At 36.5% G+C, this 15016-nt stretch carries 15 protein-coding genes; 7 read left to right on the forward strand and 8 right to left on the reverse strand.

Translation table 11 applies throughout. From position 1 onward, the window contains the following. Positions 1-73: 73 nt before the first annotated feature. Entirely contained in the window at positions 74-928 is an 855-nt protein-coding gene (locus IEV17_RS11770) for an alpha/beta hydrolase (protein WP_004659343.1), read from the reverse strand. A 255-nt stretch (positions 929-1183) separates the two neighbouring features. Here IEV17_RS11770 and IEV17_RS11775 point away from each other — a divergent pair, with 255 nt between their 5' ends. Further along, positions 1184-1543: a YMGG-like glycine zipper-containing protein gene (locus IEV17_RS11775; protein ID WP_004659341.1), complete on the forward strand. Its 360-nt coding sequence runs from the start codon at positions 1184-1186 to the stop codon at positions 1541-1543. A 58-nt stretch (positions 1544-1601) separates the two neighbouring features. On the opposite strand, the gene IEV17_RS11780 is transcribed toward IEV17_RS11775, so the two are convergent. After that, the gene (locus tag IEV17_RS11780) at positions 1602-2093 is read right to left on the reverse strand and encodes a DUF4442 domain-containing protein (protein ID WP_004659339.1); all 492 of its coding nucleotides are present in this window, start codon (positions 2091-2093) and stop codon (positions 1602-1604) included. A 114-nt stretch (positions 2094-2207) separates the two neighbouring features. On the opposite strand from IEV17_RS11780, the gene IEV17_RS11785 reads away from it, so the two are divergent. The 5 genes from IEV17_RS11785 (at position 2208) to htpG (ending at position 8146) form a co-directional block, all read left to right on the forward strand. Continuing rightward, positions 2208-3083 (forward strand): alpha/beta fold hydrolase, encoded by an 876-nt coding sequence (locus tag IEV17_RS11785; protein WP_004659337.1) that lies wholly within the window; start codon positions 2208-2210, stop codon positions 3081-3083. A 123-nt stretch (positions 3084-3206) separates the two neighbouring features. Further along, positions 3207-4628 carry a Na+/H+ antiporter family protein gene (locus tag IEV17_RS11790; protein ID WP_004659334.1) on the forward strand — a complete coding sequence of 474 codons (1422 nt, stop codon included), beginning with the start codon at positions 3207-3209 and terminating at the stop codon, positions 4626-4628. Positions 4629-5023: 395 nt separating this feature from the next. Next, the gene (locus tag IEV17_RS11795; protein WP_004659332.1) at positions 5024-5626 is read left to right on the forward strand and encodes an OmpW/AlkL family protein; all 603 of its coding nucleotides are present in this window, start codon (positions 5024-5026) and stop codon (positions 5624-5626) included. Positions 5627-5759: 133 nt separating this feature from the next. Beyond that, a complete protein-coding gene (locus IEV17_RS11800) occupies positions 5760-6110 on the forward strand; it encodes a lysozyme inhibitor LprI family protein (RefSeq protein WP_004659330.1) in 351 nt (116 codons plus the stop codon). 116 nt (positions 6111-6226) lie between these two features. Continuing rightward, on the forward strand, positions 6227-8146 hold the full coding sequence (gene htpG / locus IEV17_RS11805; protein ID WP_004659329.1) for a molecular chaperone HtpG: 1920 nt from the start codon (positions 6227-6229) through the stop codon (positions 8144-8146). Between the two features lie 89 nt (positions 8147-8235). Here htpG and IEV17_RS11810 read toward each other — a convergent pair whose 3' ends face one another. From IEV17_RS11810 to IEV17_RS11830, 5 genes are all read right to left on the reverse strand, one after another. Then, positions 8236-9117, reverse strand: coding sequence for a hypothetical protein (locus IEV17_RS11810; RefSeq protein ID WP_004659326.1), 882 nt, complete (start codon positions 9115-9117; stop codon positions 8236-8238). 131 nt (positions 9118-9248) lie between these two features. After that, the gene (locus IEV17_RS11815; protein ID WP_004659324.1) at positions 9249-10379 is read right to left on the reverse strand and encodes a hypothetical protein; all 1131 of its coding nucleotides are present in this window, start codon (positions 10377-10379) and stop codon (positions 9249-9251) included. 194 nt (positions 10380-10573) lie between these two features. Further along, entirely contained in the window at positions 10574-12016 is a 1443-nt protein-coding gene (locus tag IEV17_RS11820) for a hypothetical protein (RefSeq protein ID WP_004659322.1), read from the reverse strand. Positions 12017-12028: 12 nt separating this feature from the next. Further along, positions 12029-12214, reverse strand: a complete 186-nt coding sequence (locus IEV17_RS11825) for a hypothetical protein (protein WP_004659320.1) — start codon at positions 12212-12214, stop codon at positions 12029-12031. Positions 12215-12607: 393 nt separating this feature from the next. Then, positions 12608-13303: a DsbA family oxidoreductase gene (locus IEV17_RS11830; protein ID WP_004659317.1), complete on the reverse strand. Its 696-nt coding sequence runs from the start codon at positions 13301-13303 to the stop codon at positions 12608-12610. Between the two features lie 176 nt (positions 13304-13479). Between IEV17_RS11830 and IEV17_RS11835 the strand changes: the two genes are divergently transcribed. Then, complete coding sequence (locus IEV17_RS11835) at positions 13480-14229, forward strand: hypothetical protein (RefSeq protein ID WP_004659316.1); 750 nt, start codon at positions 13480-13482, stop codon at positions 14227-14229. Positions 14230-14287: 58 nt separating this feature from the next. On the opposite strand, the gene IEV17_RS11840 is transcribed toward IEV17_RS11835, so the two are convergent. Next, a complete protein-coding gene (locus IEV17_RS11840) occupies positions 14288-14986 on the reverse strand; it encodes a YidX family protein (protein WP_004659314.1) in 699 nt (232 codons plus the stop codon). Positions 14987-15016 lie beyond the last annotated feature (30 nt).

A 15016-nucleotide genomic window follows, 5' to 3' on the forward strand; every position in this document is an offset into this window, starting at 1 on the left:
GTGCCTTTTTTATGTTTGAAAATAGCAAAATGATTGTATTTAGAAAACTAAACTAAGTTTTCATAGATATAGATTAGTGTGATTGTATAAATTGATTCACTTGTTGAGTATATGCATTATCTTCTCCCAAAGATCTATTTATTTCACGATGTGAAAGTGGGAGTGATAATAATTGTGCGGATGTCCCAAGTTTTTGTGCTTGCTGAATAAATTGTTGAGCTTGTATACAGGGTTGATCAGGGCGAGTGGTTGAGCAGACAGCTAGAAATGAAGGTAAACTTTGATGAAGTTGTAAAATTGGAGATAGGGCTTTCCAGTTTTCAGGTTGTTGACCAAAGGCTCGATCATAAAATCGAGCATGCCGATTTTGCATTATTTTTTCGATATCGTAAGCAGCGCTATCTAAGGCAATGGTTGCTCGCCAAGGTTGTGGTTGTGGAGTTAACCACGAGGGTCGTACTGTAACTAAGCTGACTAAATGTGCACCAGCAGAATGCCCTAACAAAATAAGCCGTTTTGAGTTTGCCTGCCAATCATTTGCATGTTTTTGAATATAAAGTAAAGCGTTTGATATATCTTGAGTCTGTTGCTGTACGGTTGCATTTGGAACTAATCTGTAATTAACGGAGATCAAAAGCCACCCTCGTTTACCCCAATAATCGACTTTATTTTTTACTACAGCAGCATTATTTTTATCACCTATACTCCAAGCACCACCATGTACCATAACGATGATTGGAGCTAGATTATTATCGGTGTGTGGTTTAGATGATGGGAAATAGATATCCATTATTTGTTGGGAATCATTACCATAAGCAATATTTTTAAGTGATTCTACTTTCGCTAATGTTTGGAACTTGAAAAAATTTGCCTGAGTTGCTGAATTCAAACTCATCAAGATCAACATGGATAGCATAAATCTTGTCATTTTTTCGCCCCTGTTAAATTGTATTTTTACATTGAGCCAAACATTTTGTTTTCATGCTGGTTAGATTGGAACTTTGACTTCATTTTTAATAACATAATTCGATCAACAGTGTAGTACTGTGTTGATCAAATATTCTTCCATTTAGTTTATTTTATTACAAAAAGAAAAGAATGCACTTAGAGCAATTACATAATCTGATTATTTTCTAACAAAAATCAGATTATGCTTAGACTATAAAATTGAGGAGTTTTGGACATGAAAAAAACAATTGGTTTAATTTCAACATTAGTATTATCTACTTTGATGTTTACAGGCTGCCAAAACATGAGCGCATCTGATCAGCGTATTGGTGCAGCAGCATTGGGTGGTGCAGTTGGTGGTGGTGTAGGTAATCATGTAGGTGGCGGCTTAGGAGCGGGTGTAGGTGCAGCAGCAGGTGCTGGTGTAGGTGCAAATGCCAAGGGTGGTAGTAGTAATTCAACCACAAGTAGTGCAATTGGCGCAGGTATTGGCTCTGTGATTGGTAAGTCTATTTTTGGTGGTGATACTGGTGCAGCGATTGGTGGTGCAATCGGTGGTGGCGCAGGAGCTGCAATCCAAGAAAAGAAAAAGTAGTATGAACTAAAATTTTAGTAAATGCCTGCTATTGTTTGCAGGCATTTTATATTTATGTTTATCTTGAAGAACTTGCTTTGGGCTTCTTCCGACGTATATATAAAATTTTTTCAACCTCTGCAATTCGTGTTCCTGCATCATCTAAAATATTTAGCGTGTAATGACGTAAAATAGGTTCATAATTTTCTGCCAATCGTTTGATTTCATCAATTTCATTTTTACTCAGTTTAATGTCGGCAACGACCTCACTACGACCAGGTGACAGGAAATTAATAGAAGCACTTTTGTCCCAAACAATATATTTATGCCCTAAATGATGCATGAGAATCAGCATATAAAAGGGATCAACCATTGAATATAAACTGCCCCCAAAATGTGTCCCGACAATATTACGATTTTTTCTAGTCAGCGGCATTTTGACACGAATGAAGTAACGATCAAGATCAAATGTTTCGATTGCAATGCCTGCCCCACGATAAGGGGAATAGTGATTCAGCATAAATTTAGAAATCGCTGGAATGGTTCGAATTTTTTTGAAAAAGTCTTTCATGGTCAATTTTTTTTCTTGCAACTCTATTCATACTCCATAAGTATCATTTTTAGTGCATCGCTGGCAATGGTTGTTTTATAACCAAGCCGATAGAAAACAAAATGGGAAAGAATTATGCAAGCACAAGTAAAAACAGTAACCACTTCTGACCAACAAAGCCTCTGTGTCAAAACATGGGGTGATGAAAAGAAAACACCATTGGTGTTAGTACATGGTTATCCCGATAATCAAGAAGTATGGGAACCGATTATCGAGCAATTGGTTGATGACTATTATGTCGTTACTTACGATGTACGTGGTGCAGGTTTGTCATCAATTCCAAAGCGTATTAAAGACTATCGATTACCGCGTTTATCTTTGGATCTACAAGAAGTCGTTGATCAAGTGTTACCAAACCGCAATTTCCATATGGCAGCGCATGACTGGGGTTCTTTACAGTCTTGGGAATCAGCAACTGAACCTAAGTTAAAAGGCCGTTTACTATCTTATACAACAATCTCAGGCCCTTGCTTGGATCATGCTTCTTTATATTTGCGTGAAAAGTTTAAATCTGCACCAAGTAATGTACTGAAAATGCTGACTAAATCTTGGTATATTGGTGCTTTTCATTTGCCATTAGTTGCTCCAACCGTATGGACTTTCTTTAGTCCAGAAAAGTGGGGTAAGATTTTAAGTGGCTTAGAGAAAAAACAAAACTTGCCATTAAATGCAAATATTGTGTCAGATGGTAAATACGGTATTAATCTGTATCGTGCTAACTTTATTCCTTCACTGACTCAACCACGCCAACGCTATGCTCAATGTCCTGTACAGGCGATTGTATTAAAACGCGATGCATTTGTTAGCCCTGAGTACATTACGGAATCAATGCCAAAATGGGTTGAAAACTTTGAATATGTTGAACTTGATGCCAATCACTGGGCAGTTCTAAGTCAGCCAACCAAAATTGCTGAACTAATCCGTCATTTTGTAAAACGCCAGACTGTTTAAGAGTTTAGCGGATTAATCAAAATAAAAATCACTTAAAACAGATTGCAATTTGGCGACATTTTCAGCTTCTATACAATGAATCTGCTAGAATGTCGCCTTTCTTTTTGCTCCTAAATTTTGTCCATGAATGCTGTCGTAATTGCGATTGCCGTGATGTTTATTTTGTCACTGGCACGCGTTTCTGTTGTTCTCACTTTGGTCATATCAGCCATTATTGGTGGTTTGGTTGCTGGACTGAGCCTTTCTCAAACTGTAGAAGCTTTTAATGCAGGACTGGGAGATGGTGCTGAAGTTGCTTTGGCTTATGCTGTTCTAGGTGCTTTTGCCTTAGCATTATCTAAATCTGGTTTACCAGATTTACTTGCACATAAACTGATTGGTTTATTAGGAATGGAAGCCAGTAAAAATCAAGAAAAAAAAGTGAAATATCTTTTATTAACGATTTTACTCATCGCTGCAATTTTCTCTCAAAATCTAATCCCAGTTCATATTGCTTTTATTCCTGTATTGGTTCCGCCATTGTTAAAAGTGATGAATCACCTCAAGCTTGATCGACGTGCGGCAGCATGTGTACTGACGTTGGGTTTAGTTGGAACATATATATTCTTACCTGTGGGCTTTGGTGCCATTTTCCTTGAACAAATTCTGATGGGGAATATTAATAAAATTGGGGCTGCATATGGCTTGCATGTAGAACGTAGCATGATGCCTATAGGCATGGCGATACCTGTTTTGGGTATGGTTTTAGGTACTTTAGTCGCTGTGTTTATTAGTTATCGTAAACCCCGTGAATATGTTGATCGATCAATTTCACCTGTTACAAGCATTGATTTGGATAAACCACTACGAGCAACAACACAAGCTGAATATGATCTCAAGGTGGATGCTGAAGAGTTGAAGCATGAAGCTGAAAATGTACCTTATATTTCCAAAAAAACCATGCTCATGGCTTTACTTGCAATCGGTTTAACCTTAGTCGCACAGTTGTATTCAGGTTCGATGATTTTAGGTGGCCTTGTTGGTTTTGCTGTGTTATCCGCTTCTGGCATCTTTAAATGGCAAGAAGCCGATGATGTGTTTGTGCAAGGGATGCGAATGATGGCCTTAGTTGGTTTTATCATGATTTCTGCGGCAGGTTTTGCTTCAGTCATGACGCATACGGGCGACATTGCTCATCTAGTGAATGGCGTTGTACATATCATTGGTGATAATCATGCTTTAGCTGCGTTCTTGATGCTATTTATTGGCTTGTTTGTCACGATCGGTATTGGTTCATCTTTCTCAAGTGTGCCTGTGCTGGCAGTGATTTATGTGCCACTCTGCGTACAATTTGGATTCTCACCTTTAGCAACAATTGCATTGATTGGTACTGCTGCTGCATTAGGTGATGCAGGTTCGCCTGCCTCAGATTCAACATTAGGACCTACAGCAGGACTAGGTGTAGATGGTCAACATGATCACATTTGGGATACTGTAGTGCCAACATTTATACATTTTAATATCCCGCTACTTATTTTTGGCTGGATCGCAGCAATGGTTTTATAATAAAAAAGGCTCAATATGAGCCTTTTTTATTAAGTATAAAAAATATCAAGAAGTGACATTTTTTGTCTGTTTTTTAATCTAATTTTATAATATATTCTAAATGGAAATTTATATGTAATTTAATTTTTAAATTAATCTTAATTTTATTTTTTTTAAAACTTCAGCTAAATTTTAAATAATAAATCTTGATAAAAATACTAGGTTTTATAATGGTTTAAGTTGATTAAATTGGTCTGAATTATTTTTTATTACATATTGTAACAAATATATTTTTTTATTATTCAATATATTACAAAATCAATTAAAAAGGTTGGAATTAATATGTATTGCATAATATAAAAACACGTGTTTATTATGTTGAACAAGAACATAATTTTTTAAAAGAGGTTGTTTAAATGCTAAAAAATGTATTAGTCGTTGCATTATTGGGGTTATCATCAACTGCGTTTGCAGGTGGTTTTCAGGTTAAGGTCGGTGGTAGTGTTATTGCGCCAACAGATGAAACAAAAATTGCGGGTGTAGGTACTTTAAAAGGTGACAATGAGTTTGCTTTTACACCTTCAGTAGAATATTTCTTTGGTGATACGCCATTTTCAGCAGAGCTATTACTTGCAACACCTATTGCACATGATGTTTTGCTAGATGGTGAGAAAGTAGCGAGAATTAAGCATTTACCACCAACAATAACATTCAAATATAATTTGAAGAATTCAACAGGTTTTACACCTTATATCGGTGTTGGTGGCTCAGCATTTCTTGCTTGGGATGAACAAACAACAGGTGGATTGACTGGGAAAGATTTATCAGTCAAAGAAGACTTTGGTTTTGCAGGTCAAGTTGGTTTTAATTTTAAACCTGCTGATGCAAAGAACTGGGGTGTTTTCTTTGACGCGCGTTACGCACAATTAAGCCCAGAAGTTAAAATTAATGGAACTAAGCTGACTGATTTAGATATTAATCCTATGGTCTATACCTTGGGTTATAGCTATAAGTTCTAAGACGATTTAGATTTAAAGAAACCTCACAAATCGTGAGGTTTCTTATTTTGCAATCGTAATATAAAACAGATACAAGCCTGAAACAGAGCGTGCGGTAAGCTAAGAACTAGTTTTTAATAAGTTGTGATCGGTGATGAAAAAATTATTAAGCTCAGCATTATTTCTTATGTCATTACTCATTTTATCTCAAACCCATGCTGCCAGTTTCTCATGCAAAGCTGCAAAATTAAAATCGGAACAACAGATTTGTAACGATCTTGGTTTAAATGATGCAGATGTAAAACTGGCAACAACTTACCAGATTATTTTGCACGCACTACCTATGGGAGGACGTGATGCAGAAAAAGATAAGCAATTCCAATGGTTGAAACAGCGTAATTCATGTTCGGCAAATACTTCTTGTCTTCGTCGTGCATATGCACAAAGACAACAGCAATTGGATCAACTTCTACAAACACGTATATTGAGCCAAGGACCATTCTAATTGTTCTTTTGTGCATTTTTTAACTGAAAAAATAAAACACAAGGATTGAAATATTCAAGATATGCACCATTCATAAATCATTCCAAATATATAAGCCTCAAGATAAGGAGTGATTTATGAGTGAACAAGTCGCACAAAATTATAGTTTCCAAGCTGAAGTTGCTCAGTTATTACATTTGGTGACACATTCTCTGTATTCCAACCCAGAAATTTTCTTACGTGAACTGATTTCAAATGCTTCGGATGCTTGCGATAAGTTACGCTTTGAAGGGATTAATCACCCTGAATATTATGAAAATGATGCAAACTTACATGTTCGTGTGAGCTTGAATAAAGAGAATAAAACTTTAACTATTTCCGATAATGGTATTGGTCTGAGTCAACAAGAGGCGATAGAGAATCTTGGTACGATTGCAAAATCGGGCACTAAAGATTTTATGTCAAAGTTAAGTGGTGATCAGAAAGCCGACGCACAGTTAATTGGTCAATTTGGTGTTGGTTTTTATTCTGGATTTATTGTAGCCGATAAAATTACGGTTGAATCACGCCGCGCTGGCTTAGAGACTGCTGAAGGTGTGCGTTGGATCAGTGGCGGTACAGGTGAGTTCGAAGTTCAAACAATTGAGAAAGCAACCCGTGGTACCGATATCATCTTGCATTTACGTGATGATGCACTCGACTATTTAGAGTCGTGGAAAGTTAAACAAATCATCAATAAGTATTCAGATCACATCAGCTTGCCAATCGAAATGCAAAAAGAAATATGGCAAGAAGAGGAAGTCGCTGAAGGTGAAGAGCCTAAAGGCGGTCAGATGGTTAAAACGGATGAATGGGAGGCGATTAACTCTGCTAGCGCATTATGGACACGCAGTAAGAGCGAAATCACTGATGAGCAATATATCGACTTTTATAAGAATCTCAGCCATGATTTTGCAGAACCTCTAGCATGGGCACATAACCGTGTCGAAGGTAGTACTGAATATACACAGTTATTGTATATCCCAAGTCAAGCCAAACAAGATCTGTTTACACGCGAAGCAAAAGCGGGCATTAAATTGTATGTGAAGCGTGTATTCATTTTGGATGAAGCAGACAACCTCATTCCAAACTATTTACGTTTTGTACAAGGCGTGGTCGATAGCGCTGATTTACCATTAAATGTCAGTCGTGAATTACTTCAAGAAAGCCGTGATGTGAAAACCATTCGTGAAGGCAATGCGCGTCGTGTCTTGACTTTATTGGATGGTTTAGCAAAGTCGGAAGATGAAAAAGACCAAGAGAAATTTAAAGCGTTCTATACTGAATTTGGTTCGGTATTAAAAGAAGGTTTAGGCGAAGATACCGGTAACCGTGAACGTATCCTAAAATTATTGCGTTATGCGACGTCAACCCATGATGAAATCTCGACTTCATTTGCTGACTATAAAGCACGTATGAAAGAAGGGCAGAAAGCGATTTACTACGTGACTGCTGATAACCTTACAGCCGCGAAAAATTCGCCACAACTTGAAGTGTTCAAGAAAAAAGGCATTGAAGTATTGCTCATGGCAGATCGTGTTGATGAGTGGGCAATGAACTTTGTATTTGAATTCGATGGCACACCACTGCAAAACGTTTCTAAAGGCGCTGTTGATCTTGGTGACTTACAGGATGCTGAAGAGAAGAAAGCTTTAGAGCAAGCGGCTGAGCAGTTTAAACCTGTGGTGGATCGCTTAACAACATCGTTAAAAGACAAAACCAAAGAAGTGCGTGTTACGACGCGTTTAGTTGATTCACCAGCATGTTTGGTAACGAGTGAGGGTGAACTTTCTCCGCAATTGATTCGCATGTTGAAACAGGCAGGTCAAGCAGTTCCTGAGATTAAACCAACATTGGAAATTAATCCTGAACATCCATTGGTAAGAAAACTAGAAAACTCAGCACAGTTTGATGATCTCGCGAATGTGATCTTTGATCAGGCGGTAATTGCTGAAGGTGGCTTACCTGAAGACCCAGCAGCTTATGTAAAACGTATCAACAGCTTGTTATTACAATAAGCTACTTAATCAAACCTCTGCTTCGGCAGAGGTTTTTTTTATATCTATGGATAACATTTAAGTTATCCACAGTTATGTTGGTCTTTTGATCAAAACTGTGCTTCAAACTTCATTTGATAGTTGAAAGAATATCCTTGTTCACTCGTTGGCATGTTTACATAATTAATATCATTTTGCATAAAAACCCAATTACGCCAAATTGGTCTTTTCCAAGAAAAATATGGCCCCCACTCATTCACACGAAGAGCCTTGTTTTCATAATCACCTGTAGTCAAAATTCCATAGGTGAGATTGTTTTGAGATAACAGATTTAATTTCTGAAAAGTGCGATTACTCCATACATATTCTGAGTCTTGAGTTTTAGAAAAGTTAAATTGCGTTGAAATTTGTGCTTGTTGCTGAAATTTTTGGGTTAAATCTAAGTAGGTTTCCGCATAGTTTTTACTGCTTGAACCGTAACGAAAGATTTGAGTTGTATTGAGCCGTAGCCCTGAATGCAAGATCCAGTTTTTCTTTGCGAGAAATTGGACATAAATATCTGTATCTGAATTTGACCCTAAATCTAGATCATTATGAAAGGGCAATAAATTAGAAATGGTTGACCAACTTGCGCTGAGTGGATTTGGCGTGGCAATTATTTTGTGGGCATTGTGCTTGGTATTTTTGCCTAGTTTTTTAGGCGGTTGAGTTTGCTGAGTACGTTGCCATAAAGTGTCATGACCAAAAACCTGCATAAGTTCATCGGCAAGTTGTTGATCGTTGCTGACTTCATGAGCTTCATCTGTAACCACCGTAGAACATTTTAAAACATGATGTACTTGTGAATGTGGCTGTAAAAAAGATTGATGAGCAAGATGCGTATGATGTCTATTGATTGGGATCAAAACAGGAAAAAAGGGGAGCAGTAGGTAACCTAAATATAGATTTCCTATAATCAAAACATACACAAGTATGGCGTATCGATGATTCATGCATAAAAGAAAAATTAAAGAATCAAATAATAACAATCAAAGCTTAATTAATTATTTATTTTATAAGATTGTATAAAAATGAAAATGCTCAATTAAAATTTAAATTGAGCATTCAGATCATTTAAATGAATTTAGAATAGGGTTTCAAGACGAACGAAAGTACTCACATAATGATTGCGATCCTCGCGATGATCATTGAAATAGTTTAGATCACCTTGTACATAGAACCACTCACGCCATAAAGGTTGTCTCCAAGAAACAAAAGGGCCCCAACTGTTTAGACGTAAGTTATTATTGTTGTAATAGCCACCTGTATAGAGACCGTAATTAAAATTGTTATGCGCAAAGAATTGGTGTTGGCGGAAAATGCGATTGTCCCATAACAAATCATCATCTTGCTTGTCAGCGTAAGTTAAACTGAATTGATTTGAAAGAAAAGGTTGGTTGGGTCGAGCATGTATCAATTCTAAATTTGTACGCAGATAGTTCTCACTTTGACTGCCATATCGATAGATTTGTTCAGCATTAAAGTGGAAATCATTGTGCAAATCCCAGTGCTTCTCGGCTCTTAGACGTAGGTAAACATCATCACCGGAACGAATACCAATATCTGCATCTGTATCAAATGGTAGTTTTTTGGAAAAATTAGACCAACGTAATGCAATAGAGCCATTACTATCTCGTGTTTGTTTAGAATCAAGTTTTTTATTTGGATCTTGATTTGGTTGTGTATTGGTATTGGCAATATTATTTTTGAATTCATCATCTAAAGAATCATCACCAAAAACTACGCTAAATTTTTTTTCTAAAGTTGGAAGTTTGATTTTTCCTCGAATACGAGGTTTGACCTCGTAGTTATCATATTCATTCCAATAATTATCCAACATAAAACGAATTGTTGCTGAAGCTGGTTTTTCAGGGTCGACATCACCAAACCAGTCATCAATCTTAACCGAGGTTCGATCAGCCCAGTTGCGAATATCACGCTGTTTACGATCAACCCAAGTTTTATTCTCAGTTTCAGAAGTTGGAGGAACAATAGATTGATCAGATTGTTCAGGAAGAACGGTGGGGCTCGCATCTACCCATTTAGGAATATAGTCTAAGAAATTTTCTTGATTTGATGTTTCCGCTTTGGGAATATTATTCTCAGTTTGTTCAATCGGTTTAGTTGCTGCACTGACAGTTGTTGATAAACCGAATGGAAGTACAATCAGCGTATATAAAATATATGATGGTACCGTTTGATTTAAAGTCGTCATAGTTAAAACTTATATATTGTTCTTCATTTAACTTTTGATTATTCAAACAATAAAATCAAGCTAAAGACACAAAAAACAGCAATTTAACAATTCTTTTGAAAATTTTAATTATTACTTATCAAAGTCCACCATGAAACTTGCAATAAGCAATCACAAGTTTGATGGTGGATTAGATGTATCTTAAAAATGGATATTTAGGTCGCTGAAACATCCGCATTTTCGAGTGCTTGATAGAGATCGTGAACTGAAATTGGTTGAGGGAGACGGCTAATCACTTGACGTATTAATTGCCATGTATAGCCGTCTGCACGATCTAACAATAGATACGGATAAGCTTGATCTTCGCTCGATAATTTTACGCGTTCTGCGCCGTGTAGCACTCTGATTTTTTGACGCTCTTTGAGTAGGATGACTGGCGTCAGAAAAGTCGCTGTTGTTTCTTCAAAAGGAATAAATTTTTGAGTGTTAATAAAGGCAGCAGGAATATAAGGGTAAGATCGCTCATTACGTTGCCAAACTTGACTACCATTCATGATACATTCATTAAATAATGTTTCATGTTGGTGGTAATGTTGTTTAAAAATAACCCAGTCTGTTTGATGAATCGAGCTTGTTTGAGTATGACGTTGGTCTGTATAAGCTTGTAAGATTGTTGCAGCATATTCGACACTATGAGTACCAATAAGTACGACATAATGTGAAAACTGTCCTTGAGCATAAAGCTGTTCAGCAACAAAGATTTGAGCTGTTTCCCAAACAGGTTGAACATCATTCTCAGCTTTTAAATATAACCAATCAATTTTAATATTTTGATCAATCTCATCGTGTAGCTCTACACGATATAAAGATGGAAATGTTTTAGGATCGATACGCTCTAAGCGACAAACGAGTCCATCTAAATTAAAATCTTTTAGCGCAACAGGTTTAGCTTTATTTAGATTTGCAACAGGACGCACATTTTGTCTAAAACTTGGTTTAGGCTTTGCGACCGTTGGCATACTTGGTGCTGGAGTATTAGGTACAGATTGAATTCTTTCCTGAATAATTGCTTCGAGTTGTGCTTCAAAATTCGCAGTTTCTTCTCTCATTGCAGATAATCTGTCCTTGTGAATTGTCTGATTTAGATCTAACGATAATTCTGTTGAAGTTTGATGAATTGGTTCTAAAACAGGGATGAGACTTTTGAGTTCATCATCTGTTTTTATATAATCACTTGTGCTCGTTTGAATCCATTCAAGTGCTTGTCGAGTAGATGTAAACCAAGGGCTCTTTATAAAAGACAATGCAGGACGAATAACCCAAATTTGCCAATGCTGTGACTGACGTAAAGCTGCCCATCCCATGTCGCCTGATGCAAATAAAGCATGTTCAACACGCCCCATAAATTTAAATGTTCCGCGATAAGTGAGTGCATACCCAAAGCTTTCTAATTCTTCAGCCGAAAATTCTTCTTGTTGAATAAATTCTTTAAATGGAGTGAGTTGTTCTTGAAACAATGGATCGTCACAAGAAGCACAAATATCCTTAATACGTTGCTTTGATTTTGCAATCTCAAAAAGTGAGTTTTTATCGTTGTTTAGCCCAACAATCAGATGTTTGAGCTCATCAACCAATAATGCTTTCTCTAATACGTCCATTGATAGTTTCCCTTAGAGATAGGCTTGAGCCTGTTTTAAATAATGAATAAGTACAATATTCACAGCATCATCTAACAGTTTGTATTCAGGTGTATTCGTCAAATTATGCTGTCTAGCCAAGGCTACAAGTTGCTCAATGCATATTTGTTCGGGTTGAATCTGACCATTTATTAGGGCTTGTAACTCTTGAATTTTCATAACAAAAGAATGTCACTTTATGACGATTATAGAAGAAAAATATGCAAAATCTATAGACTGCAAGTTAGTAAAAAATCTCATTTAGGTATTCCAAATAGAGATTTTGATCATGTTTTGGCTTTCAAAGTATCAACATTTTAAAACAATAAATCGGATAAATAGATCGCACTGGGGAAGTATATCTATAAATCTATCTCTGTAGTGTGATTTTAATCACATTTTTTTTAGTTAAAAGTTGATCAATAAAATACTTAGTTTGTTACAGAATTTACCACTAGAGATAAACGGTATGCTTTTTAAGATAATAGGTGACGTAACTATCACATCTAGCTTGAATAGTTTGCTGTATACAAGCTTCAGACAGTTGCTGAAGCTTGCATTTTAGTCAGCTTGTTAAGGCTTAATTTCGCATTGATCATCGTTGCATTGAGCTGTATCTGTTTGCTGAATTTCTTCTGTAGAAGCAGATTGAGCTTGTTGTAATGCCTGTAAGAAAATTTCACGCGGTTGTGCACCTGAAAGTGCTAGTTTTTGATCAAAAACAAAAAAGGGTACACCCGTTACATTTAATTGCTCATGGGCAATTTTTTCATCATGGCGAACAAAATCTGCCAGTTCATCTGAATTCAATACATACTCTACTTCAGCATGATCCAAACCAATCCGTGAAGCGATTTCTTCAACCACTTCACGTTCACCAATTGCAAGACCTTCAGTCATATAAGCATGAAAAAAAGCTTCTTTTGCTTCGTTACCCAAGCCTTTGCTTTGAGCCAAATGGATAATACGATGTGCATTAAAGCTGTTGCCTGAATTGGCTTTTTGCCATTGAAAGTCAATGTTTTCAGTCGCTGCCATAGCCGCAACATTACGTTCCATTTCTTCCATTTCAGCAAAGCTACGCCCATATTTCTTTGCTAAGCGCTCCGTATTTGAAGTCTCGTGTTTAGCTGGGGCATCTGGATCGAGTTCAAAGCTATGCCAATGAATATCGAGCTCAATTCCTGCTTGTTCAGCAACATGTTCAAGACGCTTTTTCCCAATATAACAAAAAGGGCAAACAACATCTGACCAAATATCTACGCGCATGGCATATCTCTACAATTTCAGTTGATTTGATAATAGGGGCGAAAGTACGAAATTTAAAGCGATGAAAATGTAATGCTCCGTTACGAGAAATGAAATAAAAATCAATTAACAGTCTGTGTTTGATTGATTAAACTTAAATTCAGAACATAAAAAATATAAATATACTTGGAGGCTGTATGCGCCGTTTTTTATTATTTTTAACTCTAGTCGTGATTTGTTTGGGTACATTCTTTTTCTATCAATATCGCGTAAAGCAAAATGCAGCCAATACCGAACAAATGTTTGAAATGGTTATGGCTGAAAAAATGCGTGGGCTCTATGATCAAGCGCAGGATTGGAGCAAGCCTATACAACTCAATGTGCATGATGATCGTTTATCTGGTGATTATAAGTTGATGTCTGAGTTTCTACTTAGTTATTGGATGCAAAATGTTGAGGCAAGAAACGCTTATTTAAGGCAACTTAAAGCAGCAAATTGGGATACTTTTCTAGATGTCGAACGTTTAGATCAAGACCGTCAAAAAGGTTATCGTGAGACTGAAAAAATGCTTCAGGATGTTCGAAAAATCTCGACTGAATACGGAATAAAGAGACAGAAAATACAGGCAGATTCACTTGAACAAGCAAAAAATCTTGCCATTCATAATGAAATGAGAAAATCCTTACAAGAAAAATTGCAGAATAACCTGAAAACAGACAAGGCGCATGACATTTTCCCGATTGAACAACAAGTTATTGAGAAAGCACAAGCGATGTTTGATATGTTAAAAACCTACCCTTGGCAAAGAGAAGATAACAAGATTCTTTTTGAGGAAACAGCACAAGTCAAAAAGTTTAATTCGCTTTATCAAGATGTGCTCAGATTAAATCAGAAGATGGATAAAATTAAGCAAAACAATGTTGAAGTATTAGATGAAGAATTATAATTTTGTGATGCAATGATGCCTTGCATACATCATTGCATGACTGAGTTCGAGCTTAAGCTTAATCAAAGATCTTTTCTGCTGCTTGGAAAGGTAGACTCACTACATCAATCGCCACGGCAAAAGGGAGCAATACCAGTTTTTCCAAAGGATTCATACCTGATTTTGATTTATAACTTTCTTCTTTATTGGTATAGATAGAGACTTGATAAGGCTTACTTAAAGCTTTGAGTGAACTTAGATTATTTGCTGTAGGATAAACCACACCAGCGAGTTTGATATCGAAACAGAAGCGTTGAGCTTGCATACGTTCATCACTTGAAGAAGAACATTCTCTTGCACCATTCTCAATGAAAAACTTTAAATCTTTTTTGCTCAAGTCTTCTTTTAGTTTTATATATGAAAGTGGTAATGTGCCCGAAAAATTGCCATCATTTTTTTCAGAATAAAAGCTTAGCTCACGTGTAATTTGAATATTTTTTGGGTCGAGTTTTGTGATCAAACTCACAAATTGGGATCCACCTTGGGTGAGGATATAGCTATTTTTTTGCCCAGCGATTACGAGACTATCTTTAGGTAAATTTGAAGATTGTTGAGCGGGTCTTCCAAATGCAATGACAGTATCTTCAACTAAAGTAACCTTAGTTGTGCGAACATAAGTTTTACTGTCTTTGGTAATAAGGGTTTTGGTCGCACAACCTGCTAAACATAACCCTGTAATCGATATTGCTGTAGTCATTTTAATTAGAGTTGAAAACATCCATTTCTCCTAATCGCTTTTTAAAGTATA

The sequence above is a fragment of the Acinetobacter modestus genome (assembly GCF_014636095.1).
Classification (GTDB): domain Bacteria; phylum Pseudomonadota; class Gammaproteobacteria; order Pseudomonadales; family Moraxellaceae; genus Acinetobacter; species Acinetobacter modestus.

Coding starts and splice junctions, on each gene's coding strand:
- IEV17_RS11790 (WP_004659334.1), top strand. CDS start 3,207: ATGAATGCTGTCGTAATTGCGATTGCCGTGATGTTTATTTTGTCACTG.
- IEV17_RS11780 (WP_004659339.1), bottom strand. CDS start 2,093: ATGAAAGACTTTTTCAAAAAAATTCGAACCATTCCAGCGATTTCTAAA.
- IEV17_RS11785 (WP_004659337.1), top strand. CDS start 2,208: ATGCAAGCACAAGTAAAAACAGTAACCACTTCTGACCAACAAAGCCTC.
- IEV17_RS11800 (WP_004659330.1), top strand. CDS start 5,760: ATGAAAAAATTATTAAGCTCAGCATTATTTCTTATGTCATTACTCATT.
- IEV17_RS11830 (WP_004659317.1), bottom strand. CDS start 13,303: ATGCGCGTAGATATTTGGTCAGATGTTGTTTGCCCTTTTTGTTATATT.
- IEV17_RS11835 (WP_004659316.1), top strand. CDS start 13,480: ATGCGCCGTTTTTTATTATTTTTAACTCTAGTCGTGATTTGTTTGGGT.
- IEV17_RS11770 (WP_004659343.1), bottom strand. CDS start 928: ATGACAAGATTTATGCTATCCATGTTGATCTTGATGAGTTTGAATTCA.
- IEV17_RS11825 (WP_004659320.1), bottom strand. CDS start 12,214: ATGAAAATTCAAGAGTTACAAGCCCTAATAAATGGTCAGATTCAACCC.
- IEV17_RS11775 (WP_004659341.1), top strand. CDS start 1,184: ATGAAAAAAACAATTGGTTTAATTTCAACATTAGTATTATCTACTTTG.
- IEV17_RS11795 (WP_004659332.1), top strand. CDS start 5,024: ATGCTAAAAAATGTATTAGTCGTTGCATTATTGGGGTTATCATCAACT.
- IEV17_RS11840 (WP_004659314.1), bottom strand. CDS start 14,986: ATGTTTTCAACTCTAATTAAAATGACTACAGCAATATCGATTACAGGG.
- IEV17_RS11820 (WP_004659322.1), bottom strand. CDS start 12,016: ATGGACGTATTAGAGAAAGCATTATTGGTTGATGAGCTCAAACATCTG.
- IEV17_RS11815 (WP_004659324.1), bottom strand. CDS start 10,379: ATGACGACTTTAAATCAAACGGTACCATCATATATTTTATATACGCTG.
- IEV17_RS11810 (WP_004659326.1), bottom strand. CDS start 9,117: ATGAATCATCGATACGCCATACTTGTGTATGTTTTGATTATAGGAAAT.
- htpG (WP_004659329.1), top strand. CDS start 6,227: ATGAGTGAACAAGTCGCACAAAATTATAGTTTCCAAGCTGAAGTTGCT.